Genomic DNA, 26739 nt, shown 5'->3' with positions numbered 1-26739 from the left:
TTAGAAGACGCCAATACCCAAGGACTGGGTGTTGCACTTTGAACTTGAAACCGCGTTTTGGCAGCGGCGTTGCAGCCAAAGCCAACTTTTTTTGTGTTTTCCAACGGCATGGAGTGGGCAAAAAAAGCCTTCGCCGGTCTTCCCTACGATTTTGTTTACGTGGATGCCAACGACAACGACAATGTCGCAGGGGATCTTTTTTTGATGACGCAGTGTAAACACTTCATCATCTCAAATTCTTCGCTGAGCTGGTGGGGGGCCTGGCTTTCGCAGCGGGCGGAGAATAAAACCGTCATCATGCCCAGCAAGTGGCGAGGCGGCAAAAGCCCTATCCCGGGAGAGTGCATGCGAGTGGAAGGCTGGCATATGTGCCCGGTAGAATAACGCGGCGCGCACCCTGCTTTTTGCATTTTTGCGGCAACGATCAGCGATACTGGGGGATATGTGAAAAGTGAAGAAATGGCGCTGAAAGAACAGTTTCTTCTGCGGTTTCTGGAAGTGGCGGAGCAGTTGCAAGATGGCGGGCGTTTCCTCTGCTGCAAGGAAGATCTGCACCCCTGTCTGAATGATGCGCAGGGCACAACCCCCTTTGACGCCCATTATATCTACCATACGGCGTGGGCGGCACGCGTTCTTGCACGCACGCGGCCCGCAAGCCATATAGACATTTCTTCGAGCCTCTATTTTGTGTCTATCGCGTCGGCCTTTGTGCCCATCACGTTTTACGACTATCGCCCCGCCCCCCTTACCCTTGGCAACCTGCGCTGCAAGCGGGCCGACCTCACCAGCCTCCCCTTTGCTGACGAAAGTGTGGATTCCCTGTCGTGCATGCACGTTGTGGAGCATATTGGCCTTGAGCGCTACGGCGATCCTTTTTCTCCGCAGGGGGATATTGCGGCCATGCGCGAACTGGCGCGTGTTCTTGGCAGGGGAGGGCGTCTGCTCTTTGCTGTTCCCATTGGCGGGGTGGCAAAAATTCACTACAACGCTCACCGCATCTACACATACAGCGCAGTTCTGGAGGCCTTTGGCTTCCTGTATCTTGAGGAATTTGCCCTTGTCACCGACAGGGGAGAATTTATTGCGCACGCTTCAGAAGCGGAAGCGCAGCAACAGAAGTACGGCTGCGGTTGCTTTCTTTTCAGAAAACAGAAGTAGCCTGCATGCCGCCTGAACTGCTTGAGGGGGCTGACCGCGTTAATGGGGCCTTCTGCACTGGCAGTGTTTTGGGGTAGGGACGACAGGAGAAGCCGGGCGACTTGCTTCGGATTTTGTCAGGGGCTTACTGGTACAAGGGGCTCATGGAGCGCAGCAGGTTGATGAACAGGCTGTCCAGCCCCTGCACAAAGGATGCGATGCGGTCAGACATGATGACCATGAGCAGTCCCAGAAAGAAAAAGCCCACCATCACCTTGATGGGGAACCCAAATTCCATGATGGGTATCTGCGGCGAGGTACGGGCCATGAGGCCCAGCGATACTTCAACCATGAACAGGGCCACCATGACCGGGGCTGCGATCTGCAAGGCCAGCACAAACATCTGCGAGGCCAGATACAGAATCTGGCGCAGCACCACTGGCCCGATAAACAGCCCTCCCGGCGGCACCAGGTCAAATGAGGCCGCAAATCCCTTGATCATATACAGATGCCCGTCAAGGCTCAGAAAAACGAGCAGGGACACCATCCACAGAAAAAATGCCGTGACGCCCGTCTGGTTGCCGGTGAGCGGATCGGCAAAGTTGATCATGGTAAAGCCCATCTGAAAGCCCAGTAGCTCACCACCCGCCTGAATGCCCATAAACAGAAAATTGACGGCCATGCCAAGTACCAGACCCAGCACCATCTCTCCCAGCATCATGAGCGCCACGTCAAAGGGATGCGCGGGCAATGCGGCGGCTGGGAGCGTGAGGTGCGGCCATACGCCCAGGCAAAAAACAATGGTTATGGCCGCCTTGACCTGCGTGGGGATGTTGTTGGTGGAAAATACGGGCAGCATGAACATGACGATGCTCACACGCATCATGGTGAGCAGCAGGCTGAGCACACTGGCTGGATCGTAGTTATAAACATCCATATAGTAAGTTTTGCAAAAAGGTTGCCAAGTATTTCGTCACGCTTGTGACGCCCAAGGGCAGAAGGGCGAAATGTTTGGAGCGGCAAGCCTGAAATGGCTGCCACGCGATACCAGTATCGAACGGTTCCCGGTATGGTTTGCTTGATGCGTTCTGCCCTGGGCACTACTGTGACGCAACTGCTATCATTGCTGCAAGGGGACATTATGGCCATTCCCACATCACGCACGCAAAGCGAGGCCACTGTCTGCATAGAAACAGCGCTCTGCACTGGCTGCGGCCAGTGCGTGGCCGTGTGCAAGGATTTTGGCCTGCGGCTTGAAGGCGGCAAGGCCTGCCTTGCCCCCCAACCGCTTTTTGGCTGCGTGGGCTGTGCCCATTGCATGGCTGTTTGCCCTGCCGGGGCCATAACCGTGCGTGGCCGGGCGTTGGGCCCGGAAGATCTGTTTGCCCTGCCGCCCCTGAGCAGCTCCGCGAGTTTTGATGCCTATTACGCCCTGTTGCGGCGGCGCAGAAGCGTGCGCGAATTTATGCCCGCCGAGGTTGAGCCGGAGCTGGTTGAGCGCATCCTTGACGCGGCCCGCACCGCGCCCACCGGAGTACCGCCTTCGGACGTCAATGTGCTTGTGCTGGACAGCCGGGAGAAAAACCGCGCCTTCACCAGTGATTTTTGCGCACACCTCAAAACCCTTGGCTGGCTCACTGCCCCCTGGTTTCTTGCGCTCATGCGCCCATTCTGGGGCAAGTCCAATGACGGGCTGTTCCGCAATTTTGTGCGGCCTGCGCTGGCGGCGTTCACATCTTCAATGGATGCGGGAATAAATATCGTTACCTATGACGCGCCGCTGGCCATGTATTTTTATGATTCGCCCTGGGCAGACCCCGCTGATCCGCTGGTGGCCGCATCCCTTGCCATGCTGGCTGGCGAGGCTCTGGGCCTTGGCACCTGCATGATAGGTTCCATCCACCCTTTGTTGCAGTGGGGCGGCAGCGCTGCGCGTTTTCGCAAACGGCATGGCATCCGCTGCAAAAGCCGCGAGGGCTTGGTGGTGCTGTTTGGATATCCGAGCGTCCACTATGGCAAAGGTATTGAACGCAGTTTTGCCTCGGTGCACAGGGCATAAACATCTTTTATATAAAAAAAGCGCCGCAGGATATGTTCCTGCGGCGCTGGCAAATCTGATCTGAGCTGGTTGGAGCAAGGTTGCTCCGGCCCTTTATTTGTTCAGTTTTTCGGAAATAACTTCGCGTATGATCTTGTTCAGGCCTGGGAGGTCAGGCTTGGAAACCTGCCTGTCTGCCCCCACCTTTACGCCCTTTTCATACAGCGCATCAGTGATGAGCGAGGAGAACAGGATGATGGGCAGCGTGCTGAGGCCGGGGGTTTCACGGATTTTTGCCGTGAGCATGTGCCCGTCCATTTCCGGCATTTCAATGTCGGAAATAACCAGATGCACCACATCCGTAAGTTCCTTGCCCTTGGCCTGGGCTTCCTCACGGGTGTGCATCAAAAAATCCCAAGCGGCGCGCCCACTGCCCACAGCCGTGACCTGAAAACCGGATTTTTCCAGCGACGACTGCATGACATTGCGCAGCGAGCTTGAATCGTCAGCCACCAGCAGGTGGAACTGCCCGGCGCCTTCCACGGGGGTGGTGTCCACCTCAACCTGCGACATGTCCAGGGTGCTGTCGAGGCTGGCGAGGATTTTTTCCATGTCCAGAATAAAAAGCACGCGATCCTGAATACGCAGAACGCCCGTGATGCTTTCGCGCGAATATGTCTGCACATACTGGTTCGGCGGTTCAATGCGATCCCAGGTCATGCGGTGGATGCTGGTGACGGAGGAGACCATAAACGCCGCCTGCACGCCGCTGAATTCGGTGACAATGACCTTGGTGTTTTCTTCCGTGGCCATTTCTTTGCCCAGCCATGCGGCAAGGTTCAATATGGGCAGCACCCTGCCGCGCAGATTGAACGTGCCAAGTACTGAAGGGTCGCACTTGCTGGGCACACTGGTGATATTGGGCAGGCGGATGATTTCAAGCACCTTGGCAACGTTGATGCCGTAATGCCCGCTGTAAACCTTGCCGTCCGGCTGCTTTTCATCAATGATAAATTCAATAATTTCAAGTTCGTTATTGCTAACGTTCAGCAAGCTGTTTTGCGACATGGCTTTCCATCCTGTGCTGCGGAAGGCGTGGCTTTCCACCGATATCGTGTGCTCCGTTTACGGGAACTGCTGTTGAGATGTATCGGCAGGATATGTATTCCCTTAAGGCCTATGTTCAAAAACCTATTTGCGCCCCTTCGCGGGCTTGGCGGCCTTGGGCGGTTCGCGCCGGGGGCAGAAGCTCAACATTTCGCATGTGTCGCACAGGGGTTTGCGCGCATCGCACACTTCGCGCCCAAACCAGACCATGCGGTGGTTCACGTCGCCCCATTCCTCGCGCGGAAAAAGTTTCATGAGGTCGCGCTCAATCGGTATGGGATCGGTTTCGTCCGTCAGCCCCAGGCGGTAGGCGATGCGCTTCACATGCGTATCAACCGCAAGGCCCTCGTTGATGCCGTATGCGCCAAACAGCACCACATTGGCTGTTTTGCGGGCAACGCCGGGGATGGTGACGAGGTCTTCAATGCTTTTGGGAATCTGCCCGTCAAAAACATCACGCACGCGCCGCGCCGCGCCCAACAGGTTTTTGGCCTTGCTGTGAAAAAATCCTGTGGGCCGGATAACGCTTTCCAGTTCTTCCAGCGGGGCCTCTGCCAGAGCGGCAGGGGTGGGCCAGCGGCGGAACAGCTCCGGCGTAACAGTATTCACCCTGGCATCTGTGCACTGCGCCGCCAGCACTGTGGCTACCAGCAGTTCCCATGCATTTTGGGCGTCCAGATGAGTGCGCGGGTGTGGATAGCGTTTTTGCAGGGCGGCAAGAACGTTCCGGGCCGTTGCCTGTGGGGATGATTTTACGCTCATGTCTCTTTATGCCACAGCGAGCGCATGCCCGCAAGCAAGGGCGCAGGCTGTGAGCGTGGCATAACTCTTTGCAATGGAGCCAGTCCCGCCTCCGTTTGGCTACAGTATCGCGCCCTGGGTGCAGGGTTTGTTTTTTTTTCGGCTACGTGTAGCATGCCTTCATGGAACACGGGGAAAACAGCAAGGTTTTTCTGGTCTATATGACCACGCCAACCCAGGAGGAGGCGCTGACGCTCGCGCGCGAGCTGGTGCGTATGCGGCTGGCCGCCGGGGTCAACATCGTGCCCGGCGCGCAGTCGGTTTACCGCTGGAAGGGCGAGGTGCACGAAGCCGGGGAATGCCTGCTGGTGGCCCAGGTGAGCGAAGCCGCATTGCCGGATTTTATGGCAAAGGCGCGCGCACTGCACAGTTATGAAGTTCCCTGCGTGGTCGCCATGCCCATTGCAGACGGCCATCAGCCTTTTTTGCGCTGGATTACAGAAAACAGTCTGCCGACCACGGCCTGACCAACCTTCATCCGTCACGTCATCAAGAGGAAACTATGTCCATCTATGTTTCAGGATCACTGGCTTTTGACCGCATCATGACCTTCCCTGGCAGTTTTCAGGATCACATCCTGATGGACAAGCTGCACATGATCAACGTGAGCTTCATGGTGGACGGCATGGATGAACGGCGCGGCGGTTGCGCGGGCAATATTGCCTATTCTCTGGCCCTGCTTGGCGAAAAGCCCACCATTGTTGCAGCCGCTGGGCGCGACTTTGGCCCTTACGCCATTGTGCTGGAAAATATGGGGCTGCCTCTGGAAGGTATCCGCCGGGCGGAAGAAATCTTTACCGCCCTGTGCTACATCACCACCGATCTCAACAGCAACCAGATCACCGGTTTTTACCCCGGCGCCATGAGCCTCCCTGCCGATTACAGCTTCCCCGCCATTGATGCGGACAAGGACATTGCCATCATCTCCCCCGGCAATGTGGAAGACATGCGCCGCCTGCCGGGATTTTACCGCGAAAAGGGCGTCCCCTATATTTTCGACCCCGGCCAGCAGTTGCCCGTGCTCACCGGCAACGATCTGCTGGCGGCCATTGAAGGTTCCTTTGCCTGCATCACCAACGACTATGAACTGAACATGATCTGCAAGGCCACGGGCAAGAGCGAAGACGAACTGGTGGGCCGCACCCTGTGGCTTGTTACCACGCTCGGCGCGGACGGCGCGCTGGTGCGCGGTGCAGATGGCACGGAAACGCGCATTCCCTCCGTGCCGCCGCGTCAGGTTCTCGACCCCACAGGCGCGGGCGACGCGCACCGCGCAGGCCTGCTCAAGGGCCTGCTGCACGGGCTTGCCATGCCCGAGGCCGCCAAGCTCGGCTCTGTGAGCGCCAGCTTCTGCCTTGAAAAAATGGGCACGCAGGAACACGAGTATTCGCCTGAAGTTTTCCGTCAGCGTTACGAGGCCGTGTTCGGCCCCCTGCCCGAAGGCATTCTGGCTTAAGCGACAGGCCGCCCCTGCGGCAGATAATTTTAACGGGTTGTAAGCCGGGAGCAAACCATGCAGAACAAGCTTCCTGATGGCATACGGGTTCTGTTTGTGGCTGGTTTCGGCCCGGTGGTGGCCGACCCGGACGCAAGCGGAAAGCTCTACAGAAAGGTGCTGGGCCTGCCCCTGCGCCATGAAGAAGGTTACGAAGGCTATTGGCATTCCCAGTGTCTGGAGGGCGTAAAACACTTCGCCCTCTGGCCGCTGGAAAAGGCCGCGCTCTCCTGCTTTGGCGAGGAGGTCTGGCCGGAGCGTCTGCCTGTGCCGCAGGCCTGGCTAGAGCTTGATGTGGAAGATATTGTTTCCGCCACGCGCATTCTTGAGCAGAACGGCTATGAGCTGCTTCTCCGGCTGAAGGAAGAACCCTGGGGGCAAACCGTCACCAGATTCCTCAGCCCAGAGGGCATACTCATGGCTGTTACGCACACGCCTTTTTTGCGCGAGGCGTCTTCGGCGGAGGAAACGGCCTGAGCAGGGAGGCGGCATGTACTACATTGCGCTGGTGGTATTTGCGGGCTGCATTGTGGCTCTGCAACCGCCCATCAATGCGGCCTTGAGCCGCACGGTGGGGCTGCTGGAAAGCGGGCTTATTTCCTTTGCCATAGGCGCGGTTTTTCTGGCTGTCCCGGTTCTGCTGATGGGGCGGGGCAGTGTGTTCCGCGTAATTGAAACCCCTGTATGGCAGTGGGCTGGCGGGGTGTTGGGCGCGTTCATGGTTGTGAGCACCACCCTGGCCGCGCCGCGTATTGGCGTGCTGGCTACGCTGGTCGCCATGATTTTTGGCAACCTTGTTATGGCGGCCATCATCGACCACAACGGCTGGTTCGGCCTTAATGTCCTTCCTTTTGACTGGCGCAGAATGCTTGGTCTGGTGTTGGTGCTGGCGGGCATCGTCCTTGTGGTGCGCCGCTGATAATGCCTGCGGCGAACGGAAGAATCCCCGCGTTGCAGCAAAAATAAGGGAAAGAAATGCGCGTTGATGCAGTGCGGGAGTTCTTGGCCCGCCACGGTCTTGAAGAGGCATATCGGGAGTTTGAAGTTTCTAGCGCCACAGTTGATCTGGCGGCTCAGGCCATTGGCTGCGAGCCGGGGCGCATTGCCAAGAGCCTGTCCATCAGCGTCAACGATGCTCCGCTGGTGCTGGTGGTCATGGGCACGGCCCGGCTGGACAACCGCAAGTTCAAGGACTCCTTTCACGCCAAGGCCCGTTTTATCAAGCCCGAAGATCTGGAGGCCCAGGTGGGGCATCCTATGGGCGGCGTCTGCCCCTTTGCCCTGCCCGAGGGCGTTGCCGTGTATCTGGACGAAAGCCTCAGGCGTTATGATCCCGTGTATCCGGCTGCGGGCGCGCCCAACAATGCTGCCAAGCTCACCCTGGCGGAGCTGGAGCGGGTCACGGGCGGCGTGTGGGTGGACGTGTGCAAGAACGAAGAATTCTGATTTTTTTCTGATGCGCCCGTAGGATAATACTGCGTTGCGGCACGGGCCGTGCGTGAACCTGCGGGCGCTGTGTTTTTGACGCGCCCTGCGGGCGGGCGATTATCTGCGGCTTGTTGCCTCAGAGCGCCCGCGATGTGCTGGCTTTTTGGCCCTACTGCCCAAAACCGCCGCGCCGTCTGTGGCATCCGCCCACGCCGCAGCGTGCGCCGTGCCCGTCGCACAGTTCATAATCCCCGCCTTCAATGCGCAGCAGCTTGCCGTTCACCAGCGAGTCTGCCAGTTTTTTGCGCGCTTCCGCATAGATGCTCTGCACGGTGGTGCGGGCAATGCGCATTTTTTCTGCGCAGGCCTCCTGATTCATGCCCTCAAGATCAATGAGGCGCACGGCCTCATATTCGTCCACGGTCATGATGACTTCCTGTTGCGCCTGCGGGGCGCTCTGCCCAAAGCCCGGCAGCGGCCCAAAATTGCGGTTTTCCGGCAGGCAGCAGACTTTGCGCCATTTTTTTGGTCTTGGCATGCAATCCTCTTTGGGCCGTCCGGCAATGCGCTCTCAGGATGCGCACACTGACCGGGCGGCCTTGCTCATTCATATGCGGACACTTTAGCCGTTATTGCCCGCCGCGTCACTGCCTGCCGCAGGGCCTGCGCCGCAGCTTTCGGCCTGACCTACGGGGCCGTTGCCCTGCTGCATACCACGGCCCATGCCGCGACCCATACCACGCCCTTCGCCGCGGCCCATGCCTGCTTCCTGCCCGTTCATGGCGCAGTTGCCGCCCCTGTTGCCGTGTCGTTGTCCGTGGCGGCAGCAGCGGCCTTGCCCTGTGCCCTGTCCCATGCCTCGGCCCATATTCTGGCTTGCGTCCATTCCCTGACCTGCTGTCTGGCCTGCATCAGGCGTAGCGCCCATTCCGCGCCCAGCCGCGTTGGCAGCCTTGCCGCACTTGCCCATACCGCGCCCTGTGCGCGAACCCTTGCCCTCCGGCCCTGTGTGATCGAAACGAGGCATATTGTCCTCCTTGAGTTGTTGTTATTGACATATGTCATAAACAGGAGTATGTGTGTTTACGACATATGTCAATAACAAAAAATCAGGCAAGGCCAATTTGTCTGAAAAAAATGCTTCTGAAAGCAGTTCATCTTGAGAGGGCAAAGAATCATGAGTGATTGCAATCATCAGTGCGGTTCCTGCGGCGAGCAGTGCGACGAGCGCAGCGAGGGGCAGGAGGCGCAGGTGGATTTTCGCGTCAAACCACACCCAAAAAGCCGCATTGGAAAGGTTATAGGTGTTGTCAGCGGCAAGGGCGGCGTGGGCAAGTCGCTGATCACATCCCTGCTGGCGGTAGCTTTGACTAAACAGGGCAAACACTGCGCCATTCTGGATGCCGACATCACCGGCCCTTCCATTCCACGTGTGTTCGGCCTGACGGGCAAGGCCCATGTTGAGGGCGACGGCCTTGTGCCCGAGCGCAGCAAGGGCGGGGTGGACATCATGTCCATGAACCTGCTGCTGCCCGGCGATTCCGATGCCGTGCTCTGGCGCGGCCCCATCATTGCCGGCGCGGTCAAGCAGTTCTGGTCGGATGTGGTCTGGCGCGATGTGGACTACATGTTTGTGGACATGCCTCCAGGAACGGGCGATGTGCCGCTGACCGTGTTCCAGTCCCTGCCGGTGGACGGCATTGTGGTTGTGACCTCGCCGCAGGAGCTGGTGAGCATGATCGTGCAGAAAGCCATTGATATGGCGCGCCAGATGGATATTCCCATTCTTGGGCTGGTGGAGAACTACTCGTACTTCAAATGCCCGGATAACAACAAGGAATACAAGATATTCGGCGAGAGTCACATTGATGCCGTAGCCCAGCGGCACGGCCTGAAGGTGCTTGCCCGCCTGCCCATTGACCCTGCCCTTGCACAGGCCTGTGACAAGGGCGCCATCGAGGATGTTGACCAGCACTTTATGGACGGTGCATTGGCCGTGATTTCGCGCATGTAGGATCGCGTACAGCGTAGCGCCTGTGTGACATCTGTTGCGCATGGCCGCAAGGTGTGGGAGCCGTTGCACGGTTGGCCCCGCCTTGCGGCCATGCGTGTTTGCTGAATACGTAAAAAAGGGAGTATCTTTACCTTTGTTGCCATGTGTGCCTATGCTTGCCCCAACCAAGGAGCAACCATGCGTACATACCAACAGTTCATCAACGGCAAATTGGTTTCCCCTACAAGCTTTGCAATGATTGAGGTGGAGAATCCCTCCACCGGCAAAATAATGGCCCAGACGCCCAACGGCGGGCGTGAGGACGGGCTGGCGGCACTGGCAGCCGCACACAGGGCACAGGATGCCTGGGCGGCGCTTCCGGCGGTGGCCCGTGCCGGATACCTTAAAAAAATGGCGAACCTCATCCGCAAGCACAGGCTGGAACTTGGCCGCATCCTCGCTGAGGAGCAGGCCAAAACCCATCCTCTGGCACAGGTCGAGATCGACCTCACCGCTGAGTATTTTGACTACTATGCCGGATGGGCGCGCATCTACGAGGGCGAGATCATCCAGAGCGATCGCCCGCGCGAAAATATCCTGCTGTACCGCAAGCCCATTGGCGTTGTGGTGGGCATCTGCCCGTGGAACTTCCCCTTCTTTGTCATGGCGCGCAAGGTCGCCCCCTCGCTGCTTGTGGGCTGCACCACGGTTATCAAGCCAAGCAGTATTGCCCCGGCCACGGTCATGCATTTTGCCAGCCTGCTTACGGAGCTGGACTTGCCCGCTGGCGTGGTAAACTTTGTTACGGGCGGCGGCAGCACCCTGGGCGAGGCCCTTTCTTCCAGCTCCATGACAGACATGGTCAGCCTGACAGGCAGCGTGGAGGCCGGGCAGCGCATCATTGCCGCTGGCGCGCAGAACATCACCAAGGTTTCGCTGGAACTGGGCGGCAAGGCCCCGGCCATTGTCTGCGCCGATGCGGACATGGATCTGGCGGTCAAGGCCGTTACTGCCTCGCGCACGGTGTTCAGCGGGCAGGTGTGCAATTGCGCGGAACGCCTCTACGTGCACGAAAGCGTGGCCGACATGTTCGCCGAAAAACTGGCTGCTGCCTTCGCCGCCGTGCGACTGGGCAATCCCTTTGACGATCCGGCCCCGGACATGTGCAGCCAGATCAGCGCCGAGCATCTTGAAAAGATCAGCGGCATGGTCAAGCGCGCGGAAGCCGACGGTGCGGAAGCCGTTGTCGGCGGCGCGCCCGCCGAACGCGATTCCGGCTACTTCTATACGCCCACCTTGCTGCGCAACTGCCGACAGGACATGGAAATCGTGCGTAACGAAGTGTTTGGCCCCGTGCTGCCCATGATGACCTTCCACGATCTGGATGAAGCCCTGGCCCTTGCCAACGACTGCGACTACGGCCTGACGTCCTCCATCTACACCACCAACGTATCCACGGCCATGGAAGCGGTGAACCGCCTGAAGTTTGGCGAGACCTACGTGAACCGCGAAAACTTCGAGGCCATGCAGGGCTTCCATGCTGGCTGGCGCAAGTCGGGCATTGGCGGCGCGGACGGCAAGCACGGCCTTATGGAATATCTCCAGACCCATGTGGCCTATATTCAGTATTAACGCATAATTGCAGACATGCTAAAACAAACGAGGCCCCTCAGTGAGGGGCCTCGTTTTCATATCAGGGGGGCGGGCGTTGTTTACTTGGTAAACAGAATCAGCGCCACCATCTTGAGATCCGTGGAGCCGGTATTGAGCAGGCCGTGGCTTTCGCCATCGTTGCATACGGTCACATCGCCAGCCTTGACGGGGGCTTCAACGCCGTTGTCGTTGTACATGCCTTCGCCTTCAAGAATGTAGTATATCTCGATTTCGCCGTTGTGCTTGTGGTTGCCCACGGCACAGCCGGGTTTGAGGGTGCCGATGTTGAACAGACGGCCTTTGCCAGCCAGCCCGTTCTCATTGACGATCTTGGTAAAGTGGACGGCGCCCGGTCCGCCAAAAAGTTCCTTTTCAAAGCATTCCAGAGCGTCAGCGCGGTTGATCATGGTGTTCTCCTGTGGTTCGGGCGCGGATGCGCCGGTTAAAACTGGGCTGCAAGAGCGCGTTTCCCTGCTTTGCAAGGCCCGCCCGCAATGCCCGCGTGATAACCGGGCATTGCTGCGGCGATCATTCGCGCGGAAAGCGCTTAGTTGTTGTTCTCGTCATCGTCCCCGTCATCGGGGGCAGCGGCTGGCGCATTTTTGGCCTCCGGCTTGCCTTTGGCCCCGGCAGGCAGCACCTTGTGCGGACGGCGCGGCGCGCGTCTTTTACTTGCGCGCGGCTTGGTCGGCGGTTGGGGGGCCCTTGTGCGAGGCGGCAGTTCCTTGATGTTCACATCAAGCTGCGGGAAGGCGATTTCAATGCGCTGTTCGCGGAATTCGCGTTCAATTTCCACGCGAATGTCCGAGGCTGTGGAAACAGACACGTCATAATCCCGCACCCAGAACCTCAGGCTGAAATCAAGCGTACTGGCCCCAAAATCCGCAAAGGCCACGCTCGGCGGGGGATATTTGAGCACGTTGCTATTGGCGTTGGCCGTTGCCAGCAGGATTTTCATCACCGCATTGGCATCGGAGCCATAGGCCACGCCGACCTTGATTTCCCTGCGCACGGTGCGGCTGTTGCGCGTCCAGTTGATAAGGCGGCTGGCCACAAATTCCGAGTTGGGGACAATGATCAGGGCATTGTCAAAGGTTTCCACCATTGTGGCGCGCACGCTGATTTTGCGCACACGGCCCTGAGTGCCGCCCACTTCCACCACATCGCCCGCCTGGAGAGTGCGGCTGAAGATCAGTATCAGACCCGACAGGAAGTTGTTGACGATGGTCTGCATGCCGAAACCGATACCGACAGAAAGACCACCGGCTACCATGGCGAGGTTGCTCAGTTCCATGCCCACGGCGCGCAGGGCGAACAGGCCGAAGCAGCACCACAGCGCATAGGTAAAGGCCGTCTGCATGGGCGGGATGAGCGTGGCGTCAATAGCCAGCCCCTGCTTGGGCAGGCGCGCCAGAAAGCGCGAGCCCATGGCAACCGCCGTGCGGGTCAGGTAGAACATGGTGATGATAAGCAGCAGGTGCACAACGTTGAACTGCGTAGCGCCCACGTTGACGCCGCGCAGGACATAATGCTGGAGCAGGTACATGCCGCCGGGCAATGTGCCGACCCACTGCGAAACGCCCACAAAGGCCGCAACCAGCACCACAGGGGCGGAGAGCGCCACGGCAAGGTGAGCAAGGGCAGCGCGCACGCCTTCCTGAGGCAGCTTGTCGTTGAGGCTGCTGACAAGAGACATGCCCCCCATGCAGAGTTGCAGGGCCAGCGAGCAGGAAACAAAGAGCAGATACAGCACCATGCTGTAGATGTGCAGCCCGGCCAGGGTCAGCACAAGGCATATCCACAGCACAATGGGTTCACATTCAAGCACGCTGGTTTCCACATGCATGGGGCCAAGATCAAGCTTGGGCCTGCGGTGCTGCCGCACGATGGAAATGATGACGATGCACAGCCAGATAACCAGCACCAGAGGCTTGGTCAGCGGCAGATAAAGCAGAACGTATGAACACAGCGTTGGCTGGATAAGTATCCAGAAGGGCGGCTTTTGGCGAGGCACTTCAGGGTATTTCAGCAGGCGCAGGTCCCATGCCAGATGTATCTGGGCCACAATGAGACACAAATTGCCCAGGGCTAGAAACAGTCGAAAGAATTCACCGGATGCGGACATGGAACTGCCGAGAAATGCCAGCCCCACGCACAGCCAGGGTAGACTGACGCGGAAAACATGCCGCAGGGTGCTGTTTTCGTCCTTGTCCTGCGCGGCCCAGCGGCGGTACAGCAACACGGTGAGCACGCCGGTAAGCAGCAGGCCGAGGATAAAGCGCAGCACTGCCGTGCCCCAACGCTCAAGCGTGACAGGAACTTCCACAGGTAGGCGCAGGATCATGCCCTGAACGGAATAGTGCATCTGCCGCCCAAAGTCGGCCCATGCATCAGGGCTGAGCCAGGGCACCGGGCTTTGCAGATAATAGTTTTTCCACAGCAGGGGGATCTGGGCGTTGATCTCGTCCTGCATCTTTTCCAGCCGCTTGATGAGCGCCAGAGCAGGAGCAAGGGCCGAGTCGTACTGGGCCAGAACGGCTGTAAGGCGCAGGCGGGTGAGCGCCAGCGTTTTGCCGTATTCCTGCATTTCCGGGCTAAGGCTGCCATCGTGCAGGTCTTCAGGCATGCTGTCGGCCAGATAGCCAACGCGTTCCAGCAGGGCCTGGGCCTCGCTGCGCGCAACCAGCACAGGGTCAAGCATCTTGCGCAGATCAAGCACCGTGGCTGTGATGCGGCGGCTGACGGCCTCAACGGGGTTGGGCCAGTTTTTATACGTATTGAGCAGCACCAGCAGACGCCGCGCTTCTTCCATGAAGGGCTGAACTTTCTGGCTCAGATTGGTTGACCGCTGGGCAAAGGTATCACCCATGGCCGTGGCCTTCTGGGTAATTTCATCGAGCATGGCCTTTTGCCCGCTCCAGACCATTTCCCATGGATCGCGCAGGGGCAGTGTGGCAATGGCGGGTTCTTCGTTGGTGTCAACCTTGGATTCAGCCTTGTCGTCCGCCTTTTGGTCCGCTTTTGCGTCCGCCTTGGCGTCTGCTTTGGCATCAGCTTTGGCATCGGCTTTGGCGTCAGTCTTGACGGCGGGCTTGTCGGCTTTGTCAGACTTGTCGGCCTTCTCGCCCTTGGGGGCGTCCTGTTTGGCTGCATCGGGCTTGGCAGTGTCAGGCTTGGCGGCGTCTGCCTTGGGGGTATCCTGTTTGGCGGCGGGGGTCGGTTCCGCCGCAAATACGGCGGGAGAGGCCAGGGCACAGCACAGGGTCAATAAAAGGGCGGTTATCAGCAATTTGGGTGCGTGCATGGAATCCTCAGATTACAGTCGGTTGTCCCTGAAGGTGGATGCCCTTCCATACGTCAAGAAAGGCCGTTTGAAAAGGCCGTGGTCTTTACAAGGAGCCGGACGGGCGGCATAGTCCGGACATGGAAAACGGCATCAACACCCCGCCTTCCGGGCTGGAAAACAGCCCTGTCGCCGCCCCGGCTTCACTGCCCGTGGCCTTGTTGCAGCAAGAGGATTATCATGATCCCGGCTTGGGCAGGGCTGTGGGCGAAGTCATGGACGCTGCCCGCCTGACGGAGCTTTGCCCCCTGCGCCCCGGTGCGCGCGTGCTGGTAAAACCCAATCTTTTGCTGGCAAAGCCCCTTGCTTGCACCTCGCCGCAGGTTGTGGCCGCAGTATGCGCCTGGCTTATGGATCACGGTGCGCGGGTGCGCGTGGCGGATTCGCCGGGTTTTGGACGCGCGGCCTCTGTGGCCCGGGCTGTGGGGCTTGAAGCAGCTTTGCGCCCTCTGGGCCTTGAAGTTGAAGAGATCGGCCCTGCGCAGCCGGTACCCCTGCCCCTTGAGGGGGAAGCGGCGCAAAAGGCAGGTTTGCAGGCGGGCGGATCGCGATTTCATGTGGCGCGTCTGGCACTTGAGAGCGATTTTATTGTGTCGGTTCCCCGGGTCAAGGCCCATGCGCAGATGCTGGTGACGCTCTCCGTCAAAAACTGTTTTGGTTGCGTGCGCGGCCTGCACAAGGCTTTTGCCCACGCCCGCGAGGGGCGCGACCCCCTGTTTTTTGCCGACTGCCTTGCCGCGTTGTGGGCGGCCTTGCCCCCTGTTGCCGCAGTTGCGGACGGCGTTACGGCCATGCATGTTACAGGGCCGAGCAACGGCAGCCCATTTGCCCTGGGCGTGGTAGGGGCCAGCGCCTCTGCCGTGGCGCTGGACGAGGCGCTGTATGCCGTATTGGGTCTTGCGCCGCAGAATGTGCCGCTTGGTGCGGCCCTGTGCCGCCGCCGTGCCTGGGGCAGCGCCGCGGCAGAGGAAAATGACGGCGTTCAGGCTGTCTTTCCCCTGCGAACCCCCGCGGATTTTTCATCTGCCGGGTTCCAGTTGCCAGCGGAGCTTTCGCACACGTCCTTTCATCCTGCCCGCTTTGTACACAGTTGTTTTCGCCGCATTGTTGCGGCGTTCAGAAAATAGCCGCCAAGGAGCCTCATATGCCCAGAATCCTGCCTGGAGAAACGGATATTTATGCCATCACGGATGCCGGTCTTTCACTGGGAAGGCCGCTTGAAGAAGTTGTTTCCGCCCTTATGGGGGCAGGCGTGCGCATTTTGCAATATCGCGAAAAAAAACTGAAATCCGGTGCCATGCTGGAGGAATGCCGCCTATTGCGGCGGCTGACCAGGGAGGCCGGAGCCTGCTTTATCGTCAACGACCACGTGGATATCGCCATGCTGGTGCAGGCAGACGGCGTGCATGTGGGGCAGGAGGATCTGCCTGTTCCCGCCGTGCGCAGCCTCGTGGGGCCGGAAATGATCATCGGCCTTTCCACCCACCTGCCGGAGCAGGCCCGCGAAGCCCGCAGCCTCGGTGCGGACTACATCGGCGTGGGGCCGATCTTTGCCACCAACACCAAGGAAGACGTGGTCGATCCCGTTGGGTACGAGTATCTGGATTGGGTCGCCCGCAATGGGGATTTGCCCTTTGTGGCCATTGGCGGCATCAAGCGGCATAACATTGCGGAAGTCGCGCGGCACGGCGCGCGCTGCTGCTCGCTTGTGAGCGAACTGGTCGGCGCGCCCGACATCCGGACCAGAGTGGAAGATGTGCGCAAGGCCATGCGTGAAGGCATGGTGGGGTAGGGCCTGTTTCTAAATAATTCTTTTGGCCGATCACTGCGTCATCCAGCATTTTTTACTCCAGTCATGGACAAAAAGCGCTGCTGTCTTTATCCGTAGCTTCCTGCGTCGCAACGGCTAAAGCGAGTCCACTCCTGTCGTAAAAAACACTGTTTTCCTTGTCCTCGGCGCAAAATCTTTTATTTAGAAACAGCCCCTAGATGTAATATTCCAATAGGTTGTTCACCTTTCATAAATCGGTAAAGCTGGTGTTACCAGACAACAACATACCGAGTGAAGGGAAGGGTGAACAACGTGTTGACACTCTACACCTGGAGCGGGCCAGCATCAAAAAAAGTGGCGGCACACGCTGTTGCGTATGCCGCCACTTATGATTCTGAACGCACGGTGCGCTATTGCAGAGCCTGGCCCACTGCCCTGTGGTAGCCGCGCATGCGGCGACTTTCAAGGCGTGAGCGTTGCAACTGCGACCTGATTTCGCTGTGCGCCCTGGTGGCAAGTTCCGTCAGCTGATCCTGCACACGGGCCAGCTCAATCAGGTGAGTTCTGTATTGGTCGGCCTGGCTGTCTTCCAGCATGTGCCAGGCCATGCTGGTCACTTCGCCCCGCCTTTCGGCAAGCTCGACCGCCCTGTCGTATGCGCCGTCCTCCAGTGCCGCCATTTCCAGGCGGGCAAGGTTCAGCGCTTCATCAAGAAGGCATACTCCCTGATTCATGCAAGCTCCTGAGGCCTATTGGGCCATGTGTTCGGCAACCTGCTTGTGCAGAATCTCGCTGGTGGCGCGCCAATCGTCGCACAGCGGGATGAATTCATATTCAAGCAGGTCAGCCAGGAGAATCCAGTCTTCGTTTTCCAGCACGTCGCCCATTTCAGAAAGCAGGCTGGAAAATTTTTCGGTTTTTTCGGCAAAATCGGGCAGAGCGCCATCCGTGTAGTTGGTGCGCAGTTCACCCAGCATGCCCATGAAGTCGCGGGTCACGTCCAGCAGATCCTGAAAAAGTTCCAGGGCGTCAGTGTCGGAGGCGGCGCGGAACAACCGGGCCACTTCGCGCGAACCGTGGGCCATCATCTGGGCGACCTTGCCCATTTCGGCGGACATATCCACAGCCATTTCAGCCATGGGCACGGAGCGCACCTCAATGGAAGAAATTTCGGAGCAGGCGATGTCTTCGGCCTGATGCGGATAGATCTCGGAAAACGCTTCGTTGTTTACCAGAACGTCCGTGACCACGCGGTTGGTCATCTGGTCTTCCTGCATGACATCCTTGAGCAGTTCCTCAAGGTTGGCAAAGGCAGAAATACTTTTTTCGCTTTGTGAGCCGTCTATGATTATCATTCCAGTTCCCTCCTCTCCCCACAGGGAAGATTTTACCGTAATGTGTTCTGAGTATGTTTAAGCAAATGACGTGCCATCGGTAAATTTATGGCGCCAGATAACGAAATGCGCGCCAAGCTGGGCAGTAAGCTCCAGCAGGTCGTCCAGCCGGTCGCCGCGTTCCTGGCGCAGTTCACGCCAGAAGGCCCCCAACGAGCGCAGCTCGGGGCAGGCGTCAAAAACCGTTTGCAGGCGTTCGCAATTACGCAAAAACAATTGCCCTGCCTTGGGGCTTTTGCCTAACAGTTGCCCCTGTTGCGTAAGCATTTCAAAAAGTTGTGCGGCCTGCTCCAGCGATGCCGCCATACGGTGCGAAAATCCGGCAGAAAAAGCGCCAGCCGAATCGTCCGCATGGGCGGTGCCATGTGCAGATGATGAAGGGGCATTTTCTTCAGGCTGACGTGTATCCGAGCTCCCTTGCTCCGCCGCTGCGGGCCGGGCCGCGCCGTCCAGTTCGTCAAGTATCTGACGCCAGAAAGTCCGCTGCTGCGCAAGCCAGAGGCTGCGATCCTCGGCGGCGTGCTCCGTAAGGCAGCGCACGGTCATAAATCCCTTGTCATCCTGTTCCGTCAGCCATACGCGGGCCTCGCGCCCCACAAGGTCAAGCGGTGCGGCATCCCATCGTCCAGCGTCAAGCCATGACAGGGCGAGGGATTCCACGCTCCGGGGGCTGATGTGCGTCACACATGCCAGATTATTGGGGCAGGGGCGGCCAAAGGGGCAGGGATGGCAGGGCAGGGCAGGTTCCAGGCAGCAGCATCCGGGCAAATAGGGGCCGGTGTCGCAGGGCTGGGCCGTGGCTAGAAATATGGCCAGGCAGGGCACGCCAAGGCCTGCAGCTAGATGCATCGTTCCGGTATCGTTGGTAAACAACAATTTTGACCGGCGTAGCAGTGCCGCCAGTTGGGTGAGGTTGGTTTTGCCCACGGCATCCACCCAATGCCCTTGGGCAGCCTGGGCATAGGCCTCGGCCAGCGGGCGTTCTGCAGGTGAGCCAAGCAGCACCGGGCAGAGCTTGCGATCGCGCCACAGCCGGTCGCCCACCTCGGCAAAAAAATGTGCGGGCCACTGCCGCCGGGCTTCGCTTGCGCCCAGCTGCATGGCCACAAAACCGCATGTCTCTGGCGGAGCCTCGGCAAGCAGGGCGTCCGCCGCAACCAGGGCTTCCCCTGGCGGATCAGCCAGCCGCTGGCGTGGTTGCACGTCTGCGGCTGCTGGCGTGTGCGGAGCGCCCACCATGCGGAACATATCCGCAAGATTAAAGGGGGCGCTCAGTCGGTTTGTAGCGCCGCTGTTCAGAAATGTGGACCAGATGCCCCTGTTTTGCCCAAAACCGTGCGCGTCTAGGCAGAAACCTCGAATTTCGGCCTGCCCGTCCACCTGCCCGCCAGCCAGCAGGCCAGTGAGCAGCCGCGCAGGCAGGGTAGTGGTCAGGTTGACGACGCAGTCGGGCCTGGCCTCGCTCCTGACGGCGCGGGCAAATTCCAGCAGAAGCGCCGTTGCGATGCGCCAATCCTTGTCCATGTCGGCCATGAGCCGCGCGCCGGGCAGGGGCCAGGTGCGCTCCACATGGCGCAGCAGGGGCTGGGCGCTGGAAAAATTGTCCAGGCACACCAGATGCACTGCCTGGCCCTGACAATGCAGATCTTCAATGAGGGGCTGGCATTGCAGCAGGTCGCCAAATCGCGTCAGGTTGATGACCAGTGTGGTGCCTGAGCGGTCAGCCGCAGAGCAGGTGGTCTCCATTGGTTGACTGCCTTATGCCAGCGCCGAGGTTTTGCCGCCGTTCAGAAGGTTCAGGGCCAGGGCCTTTTCCTGCTTGAAGCGGTTGGCCACGGCTGCCTGAATATTGCTGTCGGAAGATCCGAACTGCCCCACGCGTATGTTGTACACGTTGTTGATGAGGTTGCGCTCATAGGCCGCATCGGTCGGTTTGCCGCTCATGGCGTGCGCCCGCTCGAATATGCGTGCCGCGCCAGCAGGGCCGTGCTGTACGGATGTGCTCCAGATAACCTCGCGCATGGCTGTGGAAACCTTGTCTGGGTTCAGGCCGATGCGTTGTGCGATGGAATCCAGCGCGGGCTTGTAATGGCTCTGACGCACAAAGGCCTCCTGAAGATCCTCAAAACGCTCGGGCTGTTCGCTGGCGATGGCGCGCCACGTATCGGGCATGGCGCCCTTGCGGCTGCCCGTGTTGCCGGGGCCGGAGGAGCGCAGGCGCTTGGAAAGATCCGGGGCTTCCGTATCCAGAAAATCTAAAAAATCCTTCAGGCTGCCCGCGCGGGACGATACCTGATACTTGCCGTAGGAGGTGCCGCCATTGCGGTCATAGCCCACGGCGGCAATGCCGTCGCTGCCAGACTCAAAGCGGGCTGAAAGCTGACCGAGCTCCATGTCCTCTACCTTATGCGAGGGTTTGGTGCGGGCCTGAGCCTGGGGCTGGGTGCGCGAATGGACAAAATCACCCATGTTGAGCCCCTTGATGCGGTTGTCCATGGCGCTGGTCATGGAGCGCAGATGGCGGGCAGTACCCATGCTGCGGGCAAGATCAAGGGTTGAGTTGCCGCCGGATACTGTCTGCATGAGGCTGTCAATGGCCTTGGTCTGGCGCATGTCGGTTTCTGCCTTGCTGAACACCTGCGCGCGGGCAAGATCGCTGGGCGAACGCCCTGCCAGTACCATGCCCTGCTGCCCCGTATTCCCAGCCAGGGCCATGCCTGCACGCTGCATTTCGGCCGTGCTGGCGTTTTCCGCATTGGTGGTCTGGCCGCTCATGATGTTGGCAAAGGACGCAGGGTTTCCGGCCTGCGCAGGCGCAGTGCGGCGTGGTGCTCCCGCCTGGGCCTTTTGTGCATCAGATGGGGGGCGGATCAGAAAATTGGAAAGTGCCATGTGTTCCTCCTGCGGGCCTGAGGCTCCGCGTTGAGGAAAAAGCAAGTACAGTGCCAACTCTGGATATGCGCGGGTAAAACGACAGGTTATATTTTGCGGGTCGGGCCTGCGCCGGAATGCTGACGCTGGCGGAGGAACCAGTGAGGGTTGCCATCAATAACAAGGGCAACCGACAGCATCGGTTGCCCTTGGGAAAGGCAATGGGGTATGGGATCAGGCTGCCCCTTCCGAGCGGAAGCGGTTACTGCTTGGCGGGTTGGGCTGGTGCTTCTTCGGTGTTGGCGCTGTGAACGGAAGTCGCCAGTTCCTTGGCAAGCGTTTCGGCAAAGACCGGGGGCATGCCCGCGCCCGTCTTGAATTCCTGATGGACGAGCAGGGCAATGCGCATCTGGCTGCTGCCAACGGCATTGCGTTTGCCAATGTTTTTGAGGTTTGTGCGGCGGGAACCCTGAGTGCTGGGGACATGGCGCTGCACCAGCAAAACATCCGCCACCAGGGCGGTGCCGCCCTTGCCGCTCAGTTGCGAGGGGGCGTCATACCCTGCAGTCACCACCTGGCGGGCGGTTTCCGGTGCGGTCGTCCCGGCAGCAAGCACGACTATCTGGAGGATGTAGCCAGCCTCGCTGGGGTTTGGCACTACCGCATAGCCCTGGCGTTGCAGCCATGTTTCCACCTGGGTGCGCAGGCCGAAAACCTTGTTGGTATTATCGCGCACGTTAACATAAACCGCCGGATGGATGTTCACATCGGCTTCCGGCTCCTCAATCTGGCCCTGACGCAGCACTTCCACACGTGCGGCGTCCGCCGGTTGGCGCACGCACCCGCACAGGGAGGCAACGGCCAGGCACAGCATCAGAATATAGCGGATAAAGGACATACTGCTCCTTTGAGATGCCGCCGCCAAAAAAGGCGCGGATCTGAGTTGTATTCGGGGGGGAGATAATATTTGCGACCAGCCTCGCGGGGCGAGGGCTGGAATACGGATAGCGTTGGCGCGAAATCAGGAGCGCAGCGACTCGAGAATCTTTCGGCTTAATGTGTCCTCTAGGGCGGGCAGGATTTCCTCCTTGCCCATGTTGGCTCCCTCAGCGCGCACCGTGGTGCGGTGCATGTCCGCATCTGACGGTTCCCGTCCGTTGCGGCCCACGCCCACGAGAGCTTTCATTCCCCATATTTTGCTTTTGCCGGAACTGTCCAGTAGGGCCACGCCCAGGCCAAGGGCCGCTCCGGCGCCTGCCCCCCAGGCTGCCCCGCTTCTGCCGCCGGTTGTGCCGCCAAGCAGCACGCCCAGCATGGCTCCGGTGGCGGTTGAACCCAGGGCATGCCCTGCGCTCACAGGGGCGTTGCGCGAACCCAGAGGGTATATGTCCTCTACCTTCACGCGTATGAGCAGGTCTGCCTTTTGCGCCGAATCGGCGGGGGTCAGATCTTTTTCGCTCTGCAAATAACTCGTGAGCATGGATTCAAAGTCGGCGTTAAACGAGGCATCGCCGCCGCTCACTGCCACGTGCACGGTCTGCCCTTTGCGCACCTGCACACTTTGCAGCGGTGCATCAGAAACATCTGTATCGCTGCCTGGCTGCGCTCCGGAATCTGCGGCAGGCGGGGTGCCCGGCTGCTCCTGATGCGTGGCGCAACCCGCGCCAAAAGCAAACATGGTCAGCAGGCACAGAGCCGCAAAAAAGTTACGTGGCAGAAAACAGATTGTCATATGCTTCCTTGCAATTTTGAACGACACTATCATAAATAGCGCAGATTGGCCTTGCTGTCCAGTTTGGCACGGTTGCCCCCAGGATAAGCGGTGCTGGCGTATGGAGCTGAGACAGGTCGGGACTTGACAAATGCTTCGTACTTGACGCTATTGGTTGTGTCGCGCATTGCCGCCAACGGGGCGTTATGGCGCTGCAATGGATTTTGGCAACGGAAAATAATCGTTGCGCGGGCGTGTTGCGTTGCGATTGCACGCAAGAAAAATTGCGTGAAAACGCCGCGCTGGCAACCATATAAGTGACGGTGCAGGGTGCGCGCGGCAGCCACGCGATGGCGTGAACGTTAACAGGGCCGCACGTTTTTTGCCGGCAAGCACGAGATAACCGAGGGGCAGCATGGGCAAACAGCTTATCATTGTGGAATCACCCGCCAAGGTGAAGACCATCAAGAAGTTTCTGGGGCCGCAGTACATGGTGCAGGCCAGTGTTGGCCATGTGCGCGACCTGCCGTCCAGCTCGCTTGGTGTGGACGAAGCCAACGATTTTGCGCCGCACTACGAGGTTATAGACAATAAAAAAAATGTGGTCAGCGAACTCCGCGCGGCCGCTTCCAAGGCCGATACCGTATATCTCGCGCCCGACCCCGACCGCGAGGGAGAGGCCATTGCCTGGCATGTGGCGGAACTTATCCGCGACAAAGCCAAGGATATCAAACGCATCCAGTTTAACGAAATCACGGCCAAGGCGGTGAAAGAAGCCTTGGCGCACCCGCGCGAGCTCAACGGACATCTTTTTGACGCGCAGCAGGCCCGCCGTGTGCTGGATCGTCTGGTGGGCTACAAAATTTCGCCCCTGCTGTGGAAGTCCATCAAGCGCGGCATTTCTGCCGGGCGCGTGCAGTCGGTGGCCCTGCGCCTCATTGTTGAGCGCGAGGAGGCCCGCGAGGTCTTCAAGCCCGAAGAATACTGGCTGTTCAAAGCCTTGCTGGCAGCCGACGTGCCGCCGCCGTTCAAGGCCGAGCTTGCCAAGGTAGGCGGAAAAAAGGCCGTGGTCAGCAATGCGGCCCAGGCCAAGGATATTGAAGACGCCATGGCGGGCAAGCCCTTTGTGGTAGAAAGCGTGGAAGAAAAAGAGCGCGAACGCGCCCCGCAGCCGCCCTTCATTACCTCAACCTTGCAGCAGGCTGCCAACCAGCGCCTTTCGTACACTGCCAAGCGCACCATGAATATTGCCCAGCGTCTGTACGAAGGCGTTGAACTGGGCGACAGGGGGCTTACGGCCCTCATCACTTACATGCGTACCGACTCCACACGCATTGCCGATGAAGCCCGCGATGCAGCCAAGGCCTTTATTGAAGGCAGCTTTGGCAAGGAATATCTGCCCAAGCGGGCCAGGGTCTACAAGGCCAAGGGCGGCGCGCAGGACGCGCATGAAGCCATCCGCCCTGTTGACGTGACCATCACGCCCGATGAGGTGAAAACTCACCTGCCGCCGGAGCAGTACAATCTTTATCGGCTCATCTGGTCGCGCTTTGTGGCCTCGCAGATGGCCGGGGCGCGCTTTCACGACACCACGGCCAGTATTGCCTGCGCGCATACGCAGTGGAAGGCCAAGGGCGAGCGCCTGTTGTTCCCCGGTTTTCTGGCGGCCATGCCGCGCGGCAAGGATGAGGCGGACGCTGAACTGCCGCCTCTGACCGCAGGGCAGACGCTCACGCTCGAAAAGCTCGACAAGGAGCAGAAGTTCACCCAGCCCCCGGCCCGCTTCAGCGAAGCAAGCCTTGTGCGCGAGCTGGAAGAACTGGGCATCGGGCGTCCTTCCACTTATGCGGCCATTATTTCCACCCTTCAGGACAGGGAATACGTGAGCCTGAAAGAGCGCCATTTTGTGCCCACCGACCTTGGGCGCGTGGTATGCACCCAGCTTGTGGAGCATTTCGGCAAGCTCATGGACGTGGGTTTCACCGCCCAGATGGAAGAAAACCTGGACAAGGTGGCCGAAGGTCAAGAACAGTGGGTCGAACTGCTGCGGCGTTTTTCGGAAGATTTCAATCCCACGCTGGCTGCTGCGTCCAAGAATATGAAGAGCCTCAAGGGGGGCATGCCCGCAAACCTGCCCTGCCCGGAGTGCGGCAAGGATCTGCTCATCAAGTTTGGCAAGGCCGGGGCTTTTCTGGCCTGTTCCGGCTATCCGGAATGCCGCTACACCAGCAATTTTGAGCGTACGGAAGACGGCACCGTGGAAGCCGTGGCCCAGGAAAAGCCCCAGTATGAAAAGGTAGGAGACTGCCCGCAGTGCGGCAAAGACCTGGTGATCAAGAAGTCCCGCACTGGCAGCAGCTTCATTGCCTGCACGGGCTATCCTGATTGCAAGTACGCGGCTCCGCTTTCCACCGGGGTGCCTTGCCCACGTTGCGGCAAAGGGTCTCTGGTGGAAAAAAGCACCAAGCGCGGCAAGATATTTTATTCATGCGACCAGTACCCGCAGTGTGATTTTGCCCTGTGGGACAAGCCCGTGCCCGGCCCCTGCCCACGGTGCAATTCGCCCTATCTGATCGAAAAGAAAAGCCGCGATGGCGCAAAGGTCATCTGCCCGGTCAAGGGCTGCGGCTATGTGAAGGAGGATGGAGATGGGTAAGAAAAACGATGCCTCTCTGTTGCCTTCAGCCGGCGAAGGCCCCAAGGGCACGCCGGAATCTCTGGTGACAACCCCGTGGGAAGACACGCTTGAAGCCCGCGCTGCGGCCCTGCTGACTGGGGGCGAACCTCTGGTGCTTGTGACCGTGGTGAGCCGCACAGGCTCTGCCCCGCGCGAAGCCGGAACCCGCGCCCTTCAGACTCGCAACGGATTTGAAGGTACAGTGGGCGGCGGCCTGCTTGAAGCGCGCGCCATGGAAGCGGCCCGCAACAGCCTTGCAAGCGGCCTTTCTGCGCGTGTTTCGTGCGACATGAGCGGCTTTACGCCCAACAGCGACATGATCTGCGGCGGCGGCATGGAAGTGCTGTGCGAGGTGCTTCCACCCCGTCAGGCTGAAATGTTCGCCCTCGCGGCAGAAGTACTGCGGCTGGGCGGTCGGGGTGCATGGCTGGTTGAACTGCGCCAGGACGGCGTTTCGCTGCATGGCGAGGGGGAAACCCCGCAGAGGCGGCTGTTTGTGGACGCCTTGCCGGAACATGCCGTTTTGACCGAAGGCGTGACCGTGGGGCTGGACGCGATAACCCCCCTGCTGGAGACGCGCAAGGGCCGCCCCGGGCTGGTAGATGTTGACGGGCGCATCCTTTACGTGGAACCTCTGGATGCGCCGCCCGTGCTCTTGCTGTGCGGCGGCGGGCATGTGTCGCTGGAAGTTGCGCGACTGGCCCATTCCTGCGGCTTTGTGGTGGACGTGGTGGACGACCGCGAAGAGTTTTCCAATGCGGGGCGCTTCCCCATGGCCCGCCATTGCCGGGTTTTGCCTGGCTACGAGAACCTTGTGCAGACCTGCGATATCGGGCGCAGGCATTTTGTGGCCATTATCACGCGCGGGCACAGTTTTGACCGCGAGGCCCTGGCTCAGGCTCTGACAAGTCATGCCCAGTATGTGGGCATGATCGGCAGCAGAACCAAGCGCGAACAGGTGTATGCCGTTTTGCGCAAGCAGGGGGTGCCAGATGCGGAACTGGCTGCCGTATGCTGCCCCATTGGCCTTTCCATAGAGGCGGAGACACCGCAGCAGATTGCAGTTTCCATTGTGGCCGAATTGCTGGCCGCCCGTGCCGGGACCCTGGTGCGCCTGCGATTTGACGACTAGAGCCGTTGGCGAATGAAATAATCTAACTGCCCGGCCAGACTTTTTTTGAAAATTCTGGCCGCGAAATGCGGGCAGGCTTTTGCCTGCTGTAGGCGCATTCCAGGTGCTAACTGGCCCTGAAAGGCGAGTGTGCGCCGCTCCGCCGCGCAGTTGCCTGCTGCCGGATTGCCGGGTGCGCAGATACTTCA

At 59.5% G+C, this 26739-nt stretch carries 27 protein-coding genes; 14 read left to right on the top strand and 13 right to left on the bottom strand.

Annotated features, from left to right (window positions below):
* Positions 1 to 57 precede the first annotated feature (57 nt).
* The gene (locus NE637_RS11190) at positions 58 to 384 is read left to right on the top strand and encodes an alpha-1,2-fucosyltransferase (RefSeq protein ID WP_256267735.1); all 327 of its coding nucleotides are present in this window, start codon (positions 58 to 60) and stop codon (positions 382 to 384) included.
* Positions 385 to 444: 60 nt separating this feature from the next.
* On the top strand, positions 445 to 1158 hold the full coding sequence (locus tag NE637_RS11185) for a DUF268 domain-containing protein (protein ID WP_227118976.1): 714 nt from the start codon (positions 445 to 447) through the stop codon (positions 1156 to 1158).
* A 124-nt stretch (positions 1159 to 1282) separates the two neighbouring features.
* Here the strand turns inward: NE637_RS11185 and fliR are convergent, their stop codons facing one another.
* Positions 1283 to 2074 (bottom strand): flagellar biosynthetic protein FliR, encoded by a 792-nt coding sequence (gene fliR / locus NE637_RS11180; protein WP_022657594.1) that lies wholly within the window; start codon positions 2072 to 2074, stop codon positions 1283 to 1285.
* A 204-nt stretch (positions 2075 to 2278) separates the two neighbouring features.
* On the opposite strand from fliR, the gene NE637_RS11175 reads away from it, so the two are divergent.
* On the top strand, positions 2279 to 3196 hold the full coding sequence (locus NE637_RS11175) for a nitroreductase family protein (protein ID WP_227118974.1): 918 nt from the start codon (positions 2279 to 2281) through the stop codon (positions 3194 to 3196).
* A gap of 93 nt (positions 3197 to 3289) precedes the next feature.
* On the opposite strand, the gene NE637_RS11170 is transcribed toward NE637_RS11175, so the two are convergent.
* Positions 3290 to 4243: a chemotaxis protein gene (locus tag NE637_RS11170; RefSeq protein ID WP_192112167.1), complete on the bottom strand. Its 954-nt coding sequence runs from the start codon at positions 4241 to 4243 to the stop codon at positions 3290 to 3292.
* 123 nt (positions 4244 to 4366) lie between these two features.
* Positions 4367 to 5044: an endonuclease III gene (nth, locus tag NE637_RS11165; RefSeq protein ID WP_192112168.1), complete on the bottom strand. Its 678-nt coding sequence runs from the start codon at positions 5042 to 5044 to the stop codon at positions 4367 to 4369.
* A gap of 161 nt (positions 5045 to 5205) precedes the next feature.
* Between nth and cutA the strand changes: the two genes are divergently transcribed.
* The 5 genes from cutA to NE637_RS11140 are packed head-to-tail and all read left to right on the top strand — an operon-like array spanning position 5206 to position 8024.
* Positions 5206 to 5550 (top strand): divalent-cation tolerance protein CutA, encoded by a 345-nt coding sequence (cutA, locus tag NE637_RS11160; protein WP_227118972.1) that lies wholly within the window; start codon positions 5206 to 5208, stop codon positions 5548 to 5550.
* A 35-nt stretch (positions 5551 to 5585) separates the two neighbouring features.
* Complete coding sequence (locus NE637_RS11155) at positions 5586 to 6539, top strand: carbohydrate kinase family protein (RefSeq protein WP_192112170.1); 954 nt, start codon at positions 5586 to 5588, stop codon at positions 6537 to 6539.
* A gap of 57 nt (positions 6540 to 6596) precedes the next feature.
* On the top strand, positions 6597 to 7055 hold the full coding sequence (locus NE637_RS11150) for a VOC family protein (protein WP_192112171.1): 459 nt from the start codon (positions 6597 to 6599) through the stop codon (positions 7053 to 7055).
* A gap of 13 nt (positions 7056 to 7068) precedes the next feature.
* A complete protein-coding gene (locus NE637_RS11145; RefSeq protein ID WP_192112172.1) occupies positions 7069 to 7497 on the top strand; it encodes a DMT family transporter in 429 nt (142 codons plus the stop codon).
* A gap of 56 nt (positions 7498 to 7553) precedes the next feature.
* A complete protein-coding gene (locus tag NE637_RS11140; RefSeq protein WP_227118970.1) occupies positions 7554 to 8024 on the top strand; it encodes a YbaK/EbsC family protein in 471 nt (156 codons plus the stop codon).
* Positions 8025 to 8175: 151 nt separating this feature from the next.
* Here NE637_RS11140 and NE637_RS11135 read toward each other — a convergent pair whose 3' ends face one another.
* Together NE637_RS11135 and NE637_RS11130 are read right to left on the bottom strand one after the other, a co-directional pair.
* Positions 8176 to 8544: a DUF134 domain-containing protein gene (locus NE637_RS11135; RefSeq protein WP_192112174.1), complete on the bottom strand. Its 369-nt coding sequence runs from the start codon at positions 8542 to 8544 to the stop codon at positions 8176 to 8178.
* 84 nt (positions 8545 to 8628) lie between these two features.
* On the bottom strand, positions 8629 to 9033 hold the full coding sequence (locus tag NE637_RS11130; protein ID WP_227118968.1) for a hypothetical protein: 405 nt from the start codon (positions 9031 to 9033) through the stop codon (positions 8629 to 8631).
* A gap of 150 nt (positions 9034 to 9183) precedes the next feature.
* Here NE637_RS11130 and NE637_RS11125 point away from each other — a divergent pair, with 150 nt between their 5' ends.
* Both NE637_RS11125 and aldA read left to right on the top strand, forming a co-directional pair.
* On the top strand, positions 9184 to 10020 hold the full coding sequence (locus NE637_RS11125) for an Mrp/NBP35 family ATP-binding protein (protein WP_215646722.1): 837 nt from the start codon (positions 9184 to 9186) through the stop codon (positions 10018 to 10020).
* 177 nt (positions 10021 to 10197) lie between these two features.
* Positions 10198 to 11631: an aldehyde dehydrogenase gene (gene aldA, locus NE637_RS11120; RefSeq protein WP_227124449.1), complete on the top strand. Its 1434-nt coding sequence runs from the start codon at positions 10198 to 10200 to the stop codon at positions 11629 to 11631.
* Between the two features lie 80 nt (positions 11632 to 11711).
* Here aldA and NE637_RS11115 read toward each other — a convergent pair whose 3' ends face one another.
* Both NE637_RS11115 and NE637_RS11110 read right to left on the bottom strand, forming a co-directional pair.
* A complete protein-coding gene (locus NE637_RS11115; RefSeq protein ID WP_192112177.1) occupies positions 11712 to 12059 on the bottom strand; it encodes a cupin domain-containing protein in 348 nt (115 codons plus the stop codon).
* A gap of 140 nt (positions 12060 to 12199) precedes the next feature.
* On the bottom strand, positions 12200 to 14956 hold the full coding sequence (locus NE637_RS11110) for a mechanosensitive ion channel domain-containing protein (RefSeq protein WP_227118965.1): 2757 nt from the start codon (positions 14954 to 14956) through the stop codon (positions 12200 to 12202).
* Between the two features lie 119 nt (positions 14957 to 15075).
* Here NE637_RS11110 and NE637_RS11105 point away from each other — a divergent pair, with 119 nt between their 5' ends.
* Both NE637_RS11105 and thiE read left to right on the top strand, forming a co-directional pair.
* Entirely contained in the window at positions 15076 to 16122 is a 1047-nt protein-coding gene (locus NE637_RS11105) for a DUF362 domain-containing protein (protein WP_227118964.1), read from the top strand.
* Between the two features lie 17 nt (positions 16123 to 16139).
* On the top strand, positions 16140 to 16787 hold the full coding sequence (thiE, locus tag NE637_RS11100) for a thiamine phosphate synthase (RefSeq protein ID WP_192112180.1): 648 nt from the start codon (positions 16140 to 16142) through the stop codon (positions 16785 to 16787).
* A gap of 389 nt (positions 16788 to 17176) precedes the next feature.
* Here thiE and NE637_RS11095 read toward each other — a convergent pair whose 3' ends face one another.
* The 6 genes from NE637_RS11095 to NE637_RS11070 form a co-directional block, all read right to left on the bottom strand.
* The gene (locus tag NE637_RS11095; RefSeq protein ID WP_192112181.1) at positions 17177 to 17500 is read right to left on the bottom strand and encodes a hypothetical protein; all 324 of its coding nucleotides are present in this window, start codon (positions 17498 to 17500) and stop codon (positions 17177 to 17179) included.
* A gap of 15 nt (positions 17501 to 17515) precedes the next feature.
* Positions 17516 to 18121, bottom strand: a complete 606-nt coding sequence (locus tag NE637_RS11090) for a DUF8043 domain-containing protein (protein ID WP_192112182.1) — start codon at positions 18119 to 18121, stop codon at positions 17516 to 17518.
* Positions 18122 to 18178: 57 nt separating this feature from the next.
* Entirely contained in the window at positions 18179 to 19906 is a 1728-nt protein-coding gene (locus NE637_RS11085) for a glycosyltransferase family 9 protein (RefSeq protein ID WP_227118962.1), read from the bottom strand.
* Between the two features lie 12 nt (positions 19907 to 19918).
* Positions 19919 to 21052 carry a VgrG-related protein gene (locus tag NE637_RS11080; protein ID WP_227118960.1) on the bottom strand — a complete coding sequence of 378 codons (1134 nt, stop codon included), beginning with the start codon at positions 21050 to 21052 and terminating at the stop codon, positions 19919 to 19921.
* Positions 21053 to 21293: 241 nt separating this feature from the next.
* Positions 21294 to 21929 carry a complement resistance protein TraT gene (traT, locus tag NE637_RS11075; protein WP_227118958.1) on the bottom strand — a complete coding sequence of 212 codons (636 nt, stop codon included), beginning with the start codon at positions 21927 to 21929 and terminating at the stop codon, positions 21294 to 21296.
* 123 nt (positions 21930 to 22052) lie between these two features.
* Positions 22053 to 22763: a hypothetical protein gene (locus tag NE637_RS11070; protein WP_227118956.1), complete on the bottom strand. Its 711-nt coding sequence runs from the start codon at positions 22761 to 22763 to the stop codon at positions 22053 to 22055.
* A gap of 394 nt (positions 22764 to 23157) precedes the next feature.
* On the opposite strand from NE637_RS11070, the gene topA reads away from it, so the two are divergent.
* Positions 23158 to 25398 (top strand): type I DNA topoisomerase, encoded by a 2241-nt coding sequence (gene topA / locus NE637_RS11065; RefSeq protein WP_192112187.1) that lies wholly within the window; start codon positions 23158 to 23160, stop codon positions 25396 to 25398.
* Positions 25391 to 26551: an XdhC family protein gene (locus NE637_RS11060; RefSeq protein WP_227118954.1), complete on the top strand. Its 1161-nt coding sequence runs from the start codon at positions 25391 to 25393 to the stop codon at positions 26549 to 26551. Before topA ends, NE637_RS11060 begins: the two co-directional genes overlap by 8 nt.
* The last annotated feature ends 188 nt before the right edge of the window (positions 26552 to 26739 follow it).

The sequence above is a fragment of the Desulfovibrio desulfuricans genome, from assembly GCF_024460775.1.
GTDB lineage: Bacteria > Desulfobacterota > Desulfovibrionia > Desulfovibrionales > Desulfovibrionaceae > Desulfovibrio > Desulfovibrio desulfuricans_E.
This window is presented reverse-complemented; position numbering and strand designations above follow the sequence as displayed.

Bases quoted from the DNA above. Each gene is read 5' to 3' on its own strand.
- fliR (WP_022657594.1), bottom strand. From the start codon at position 2,074: ATGGATGTTTATAACTACGATCCAGCCAGTGTGCTCAGCCTGCTGCTC.
- NE637_RS11175 (WP_227118974.1), top strand. From the start codon at position 2,279: ATGGCCATTCCCACATCACGCACGCAAAGCGAGGCCACTGTCTGCATA.
- NE637_RS11170 (WP_192112167.1), bottom strand. From the start codon at position 4,243: ATGTCGCAAAACAGCTTGCTGAACGTTAGCAATAACGAACTTGAAATT.
- nth (WP_192112168.1), bottom strand. From the start codon at position 5,044: ATGAGCGTAAAATCATCCCCACAGGCAACGGCCCGGAACGTTCTTGCC.
- cutA (WP_227118972.1), top strand. From the start codon at position 5,206: ATGGAACACGGGGAAAACAGCAAGGTTTTTCTGGTCTATATGACCACG.
- NE637_RS11155 (WP_192112170.1), top strand. From the start codon at position 5,586: ATGTCCATCTATGTTTCAGGATCACTGGCTTTTGACCGCATCATGACC.
- NE637_RS11150 (WP_192112171.1), top strand. From the start codon at position 6,597: ATGCAGAACAAGCTTCCTGATGGCATACGGGTTCTGTTTGTGGCTGGT.
- NE637_RS11145 (WP_192112172.1), top strand. From the start codon at position 7,069: ATGTACTACATTGCGCTGGTGGTATTTGCGGGCTGCATTGTGGCTCTG.
- NE637_RS11140 (WP_227118970.1), top strand. From the start codon at position 7,554: ATGCGCGTTGATGCAGTGCGGGAGTTCTTGGCCCGCCACGGTCTTGAA.
- NE637_RS11135 (WP_192112174.1), bottom strand. From the start codon at position 8,544: ATGCCAAGACCAAAAAAATGGCGCAAAGTCTGCTGCCTGCCGGAAAAC.
- NE637_RS11130 (WP_227118968.1), bottom strand. From the start codon at position 9,033: ATGCCTCGTTTCGATCACACAGGGCCGGAGGGCAAGGGTTCGCGCACA.
- NE637_RS11125 (WP_215646722.1), top strand. From the start codon at position 9,184: ATGAGTGATTGCAATCATCAGTGCGGTTCCTGCGGCGAGCAGTGCGAC.
- aldA (WP_227124449.1), top strand. From the start codon at position 10,198: ATGCGTACATACCAACAGTTCATCAACGGCAAATTGGTTTCCCCTACA.
- NE637_RS11115 (WP_192112177.1), bottom strand. From the start codon at position 12,059: ATGATCAACCGCGCTGACGCTCTGGAATGCTTTGAAAAGGAACTTTTT.
- NE637_RS11110 (WP_227118965.1), bottom strand. From the start codon at position 14,956: ATGCACGCACCCAAATTGCTGATAACCGCCCTTTTATTGACCCTGTGC.
- NE637_RS11105 (WP_227118964.1), top strand. From the start codon at position 15,076: ATGGAAAACGGCATCAACACCCCGCCTTCCGGGCTGGAAAACAGCCCT.
- thiE (WP_192112180.1), top strand. From the start codon at position 16,140: ATGCCCAGAATCCTGCCTGGAGAAACGGATATTTATGCCATCACGGAT.
- NE637_RS11095 (WP_192112181.1), bottom strand. From the start codon at position 17,500: ATGAATCAGGGAGTATGCCTTCTTGATGAAGCGCTGAACCTTGCCCGC.
- NE637_RS11090 (WP_192112182.1), bottom strand. From the start codon at position 18,121: ATGATAATCATAGACGGCTCACAAAGCGAAAAAAGTATTTCTGCCTTT.
- NE637_RS11085 (WP_227118962.1), bottom strand. From the start codon at position 19,906: ATGGAGACCACCTGCTCTGCGGCTGACCGCTCAGGCACCACACTGGTC.
- NE637_RS11080 (WP_227118960.1), bottom strand. From the start codon at position 21,052: ATGGCACTTTCCAATTTTCTGATCCGCCCCCCATCTGATGCACAAAAG.
- traT (WP_227118958.1), bottom strand. From the start codon at position 21,929: ATGTCCTTTATCCGCTATATTCTGATGCTGTGCCTGGCCGTTGCCTCC.
- NE637_RS11070 (WP_227118956.1), bottom strand. From the start codon at position 22,763: ATGACAATCTGTTTTCTGCCACGTAACTTTTTTGCGGCTCTGTGCCTG.
- topA (WP_192112187.1), top strand. From the start codon at position 23,158: ATGGGCAAACAGCTTATCATTGTGGAATCACCCGCCAAGGTGAAGACC.
- NE637_RS11060 (WP_227118954.1), top strand. From the start codon at position 25,391: ATGGGTAAGAAAAACGATGCCTCTCTGTTGCCTTCAGCCGGCGAAGGC.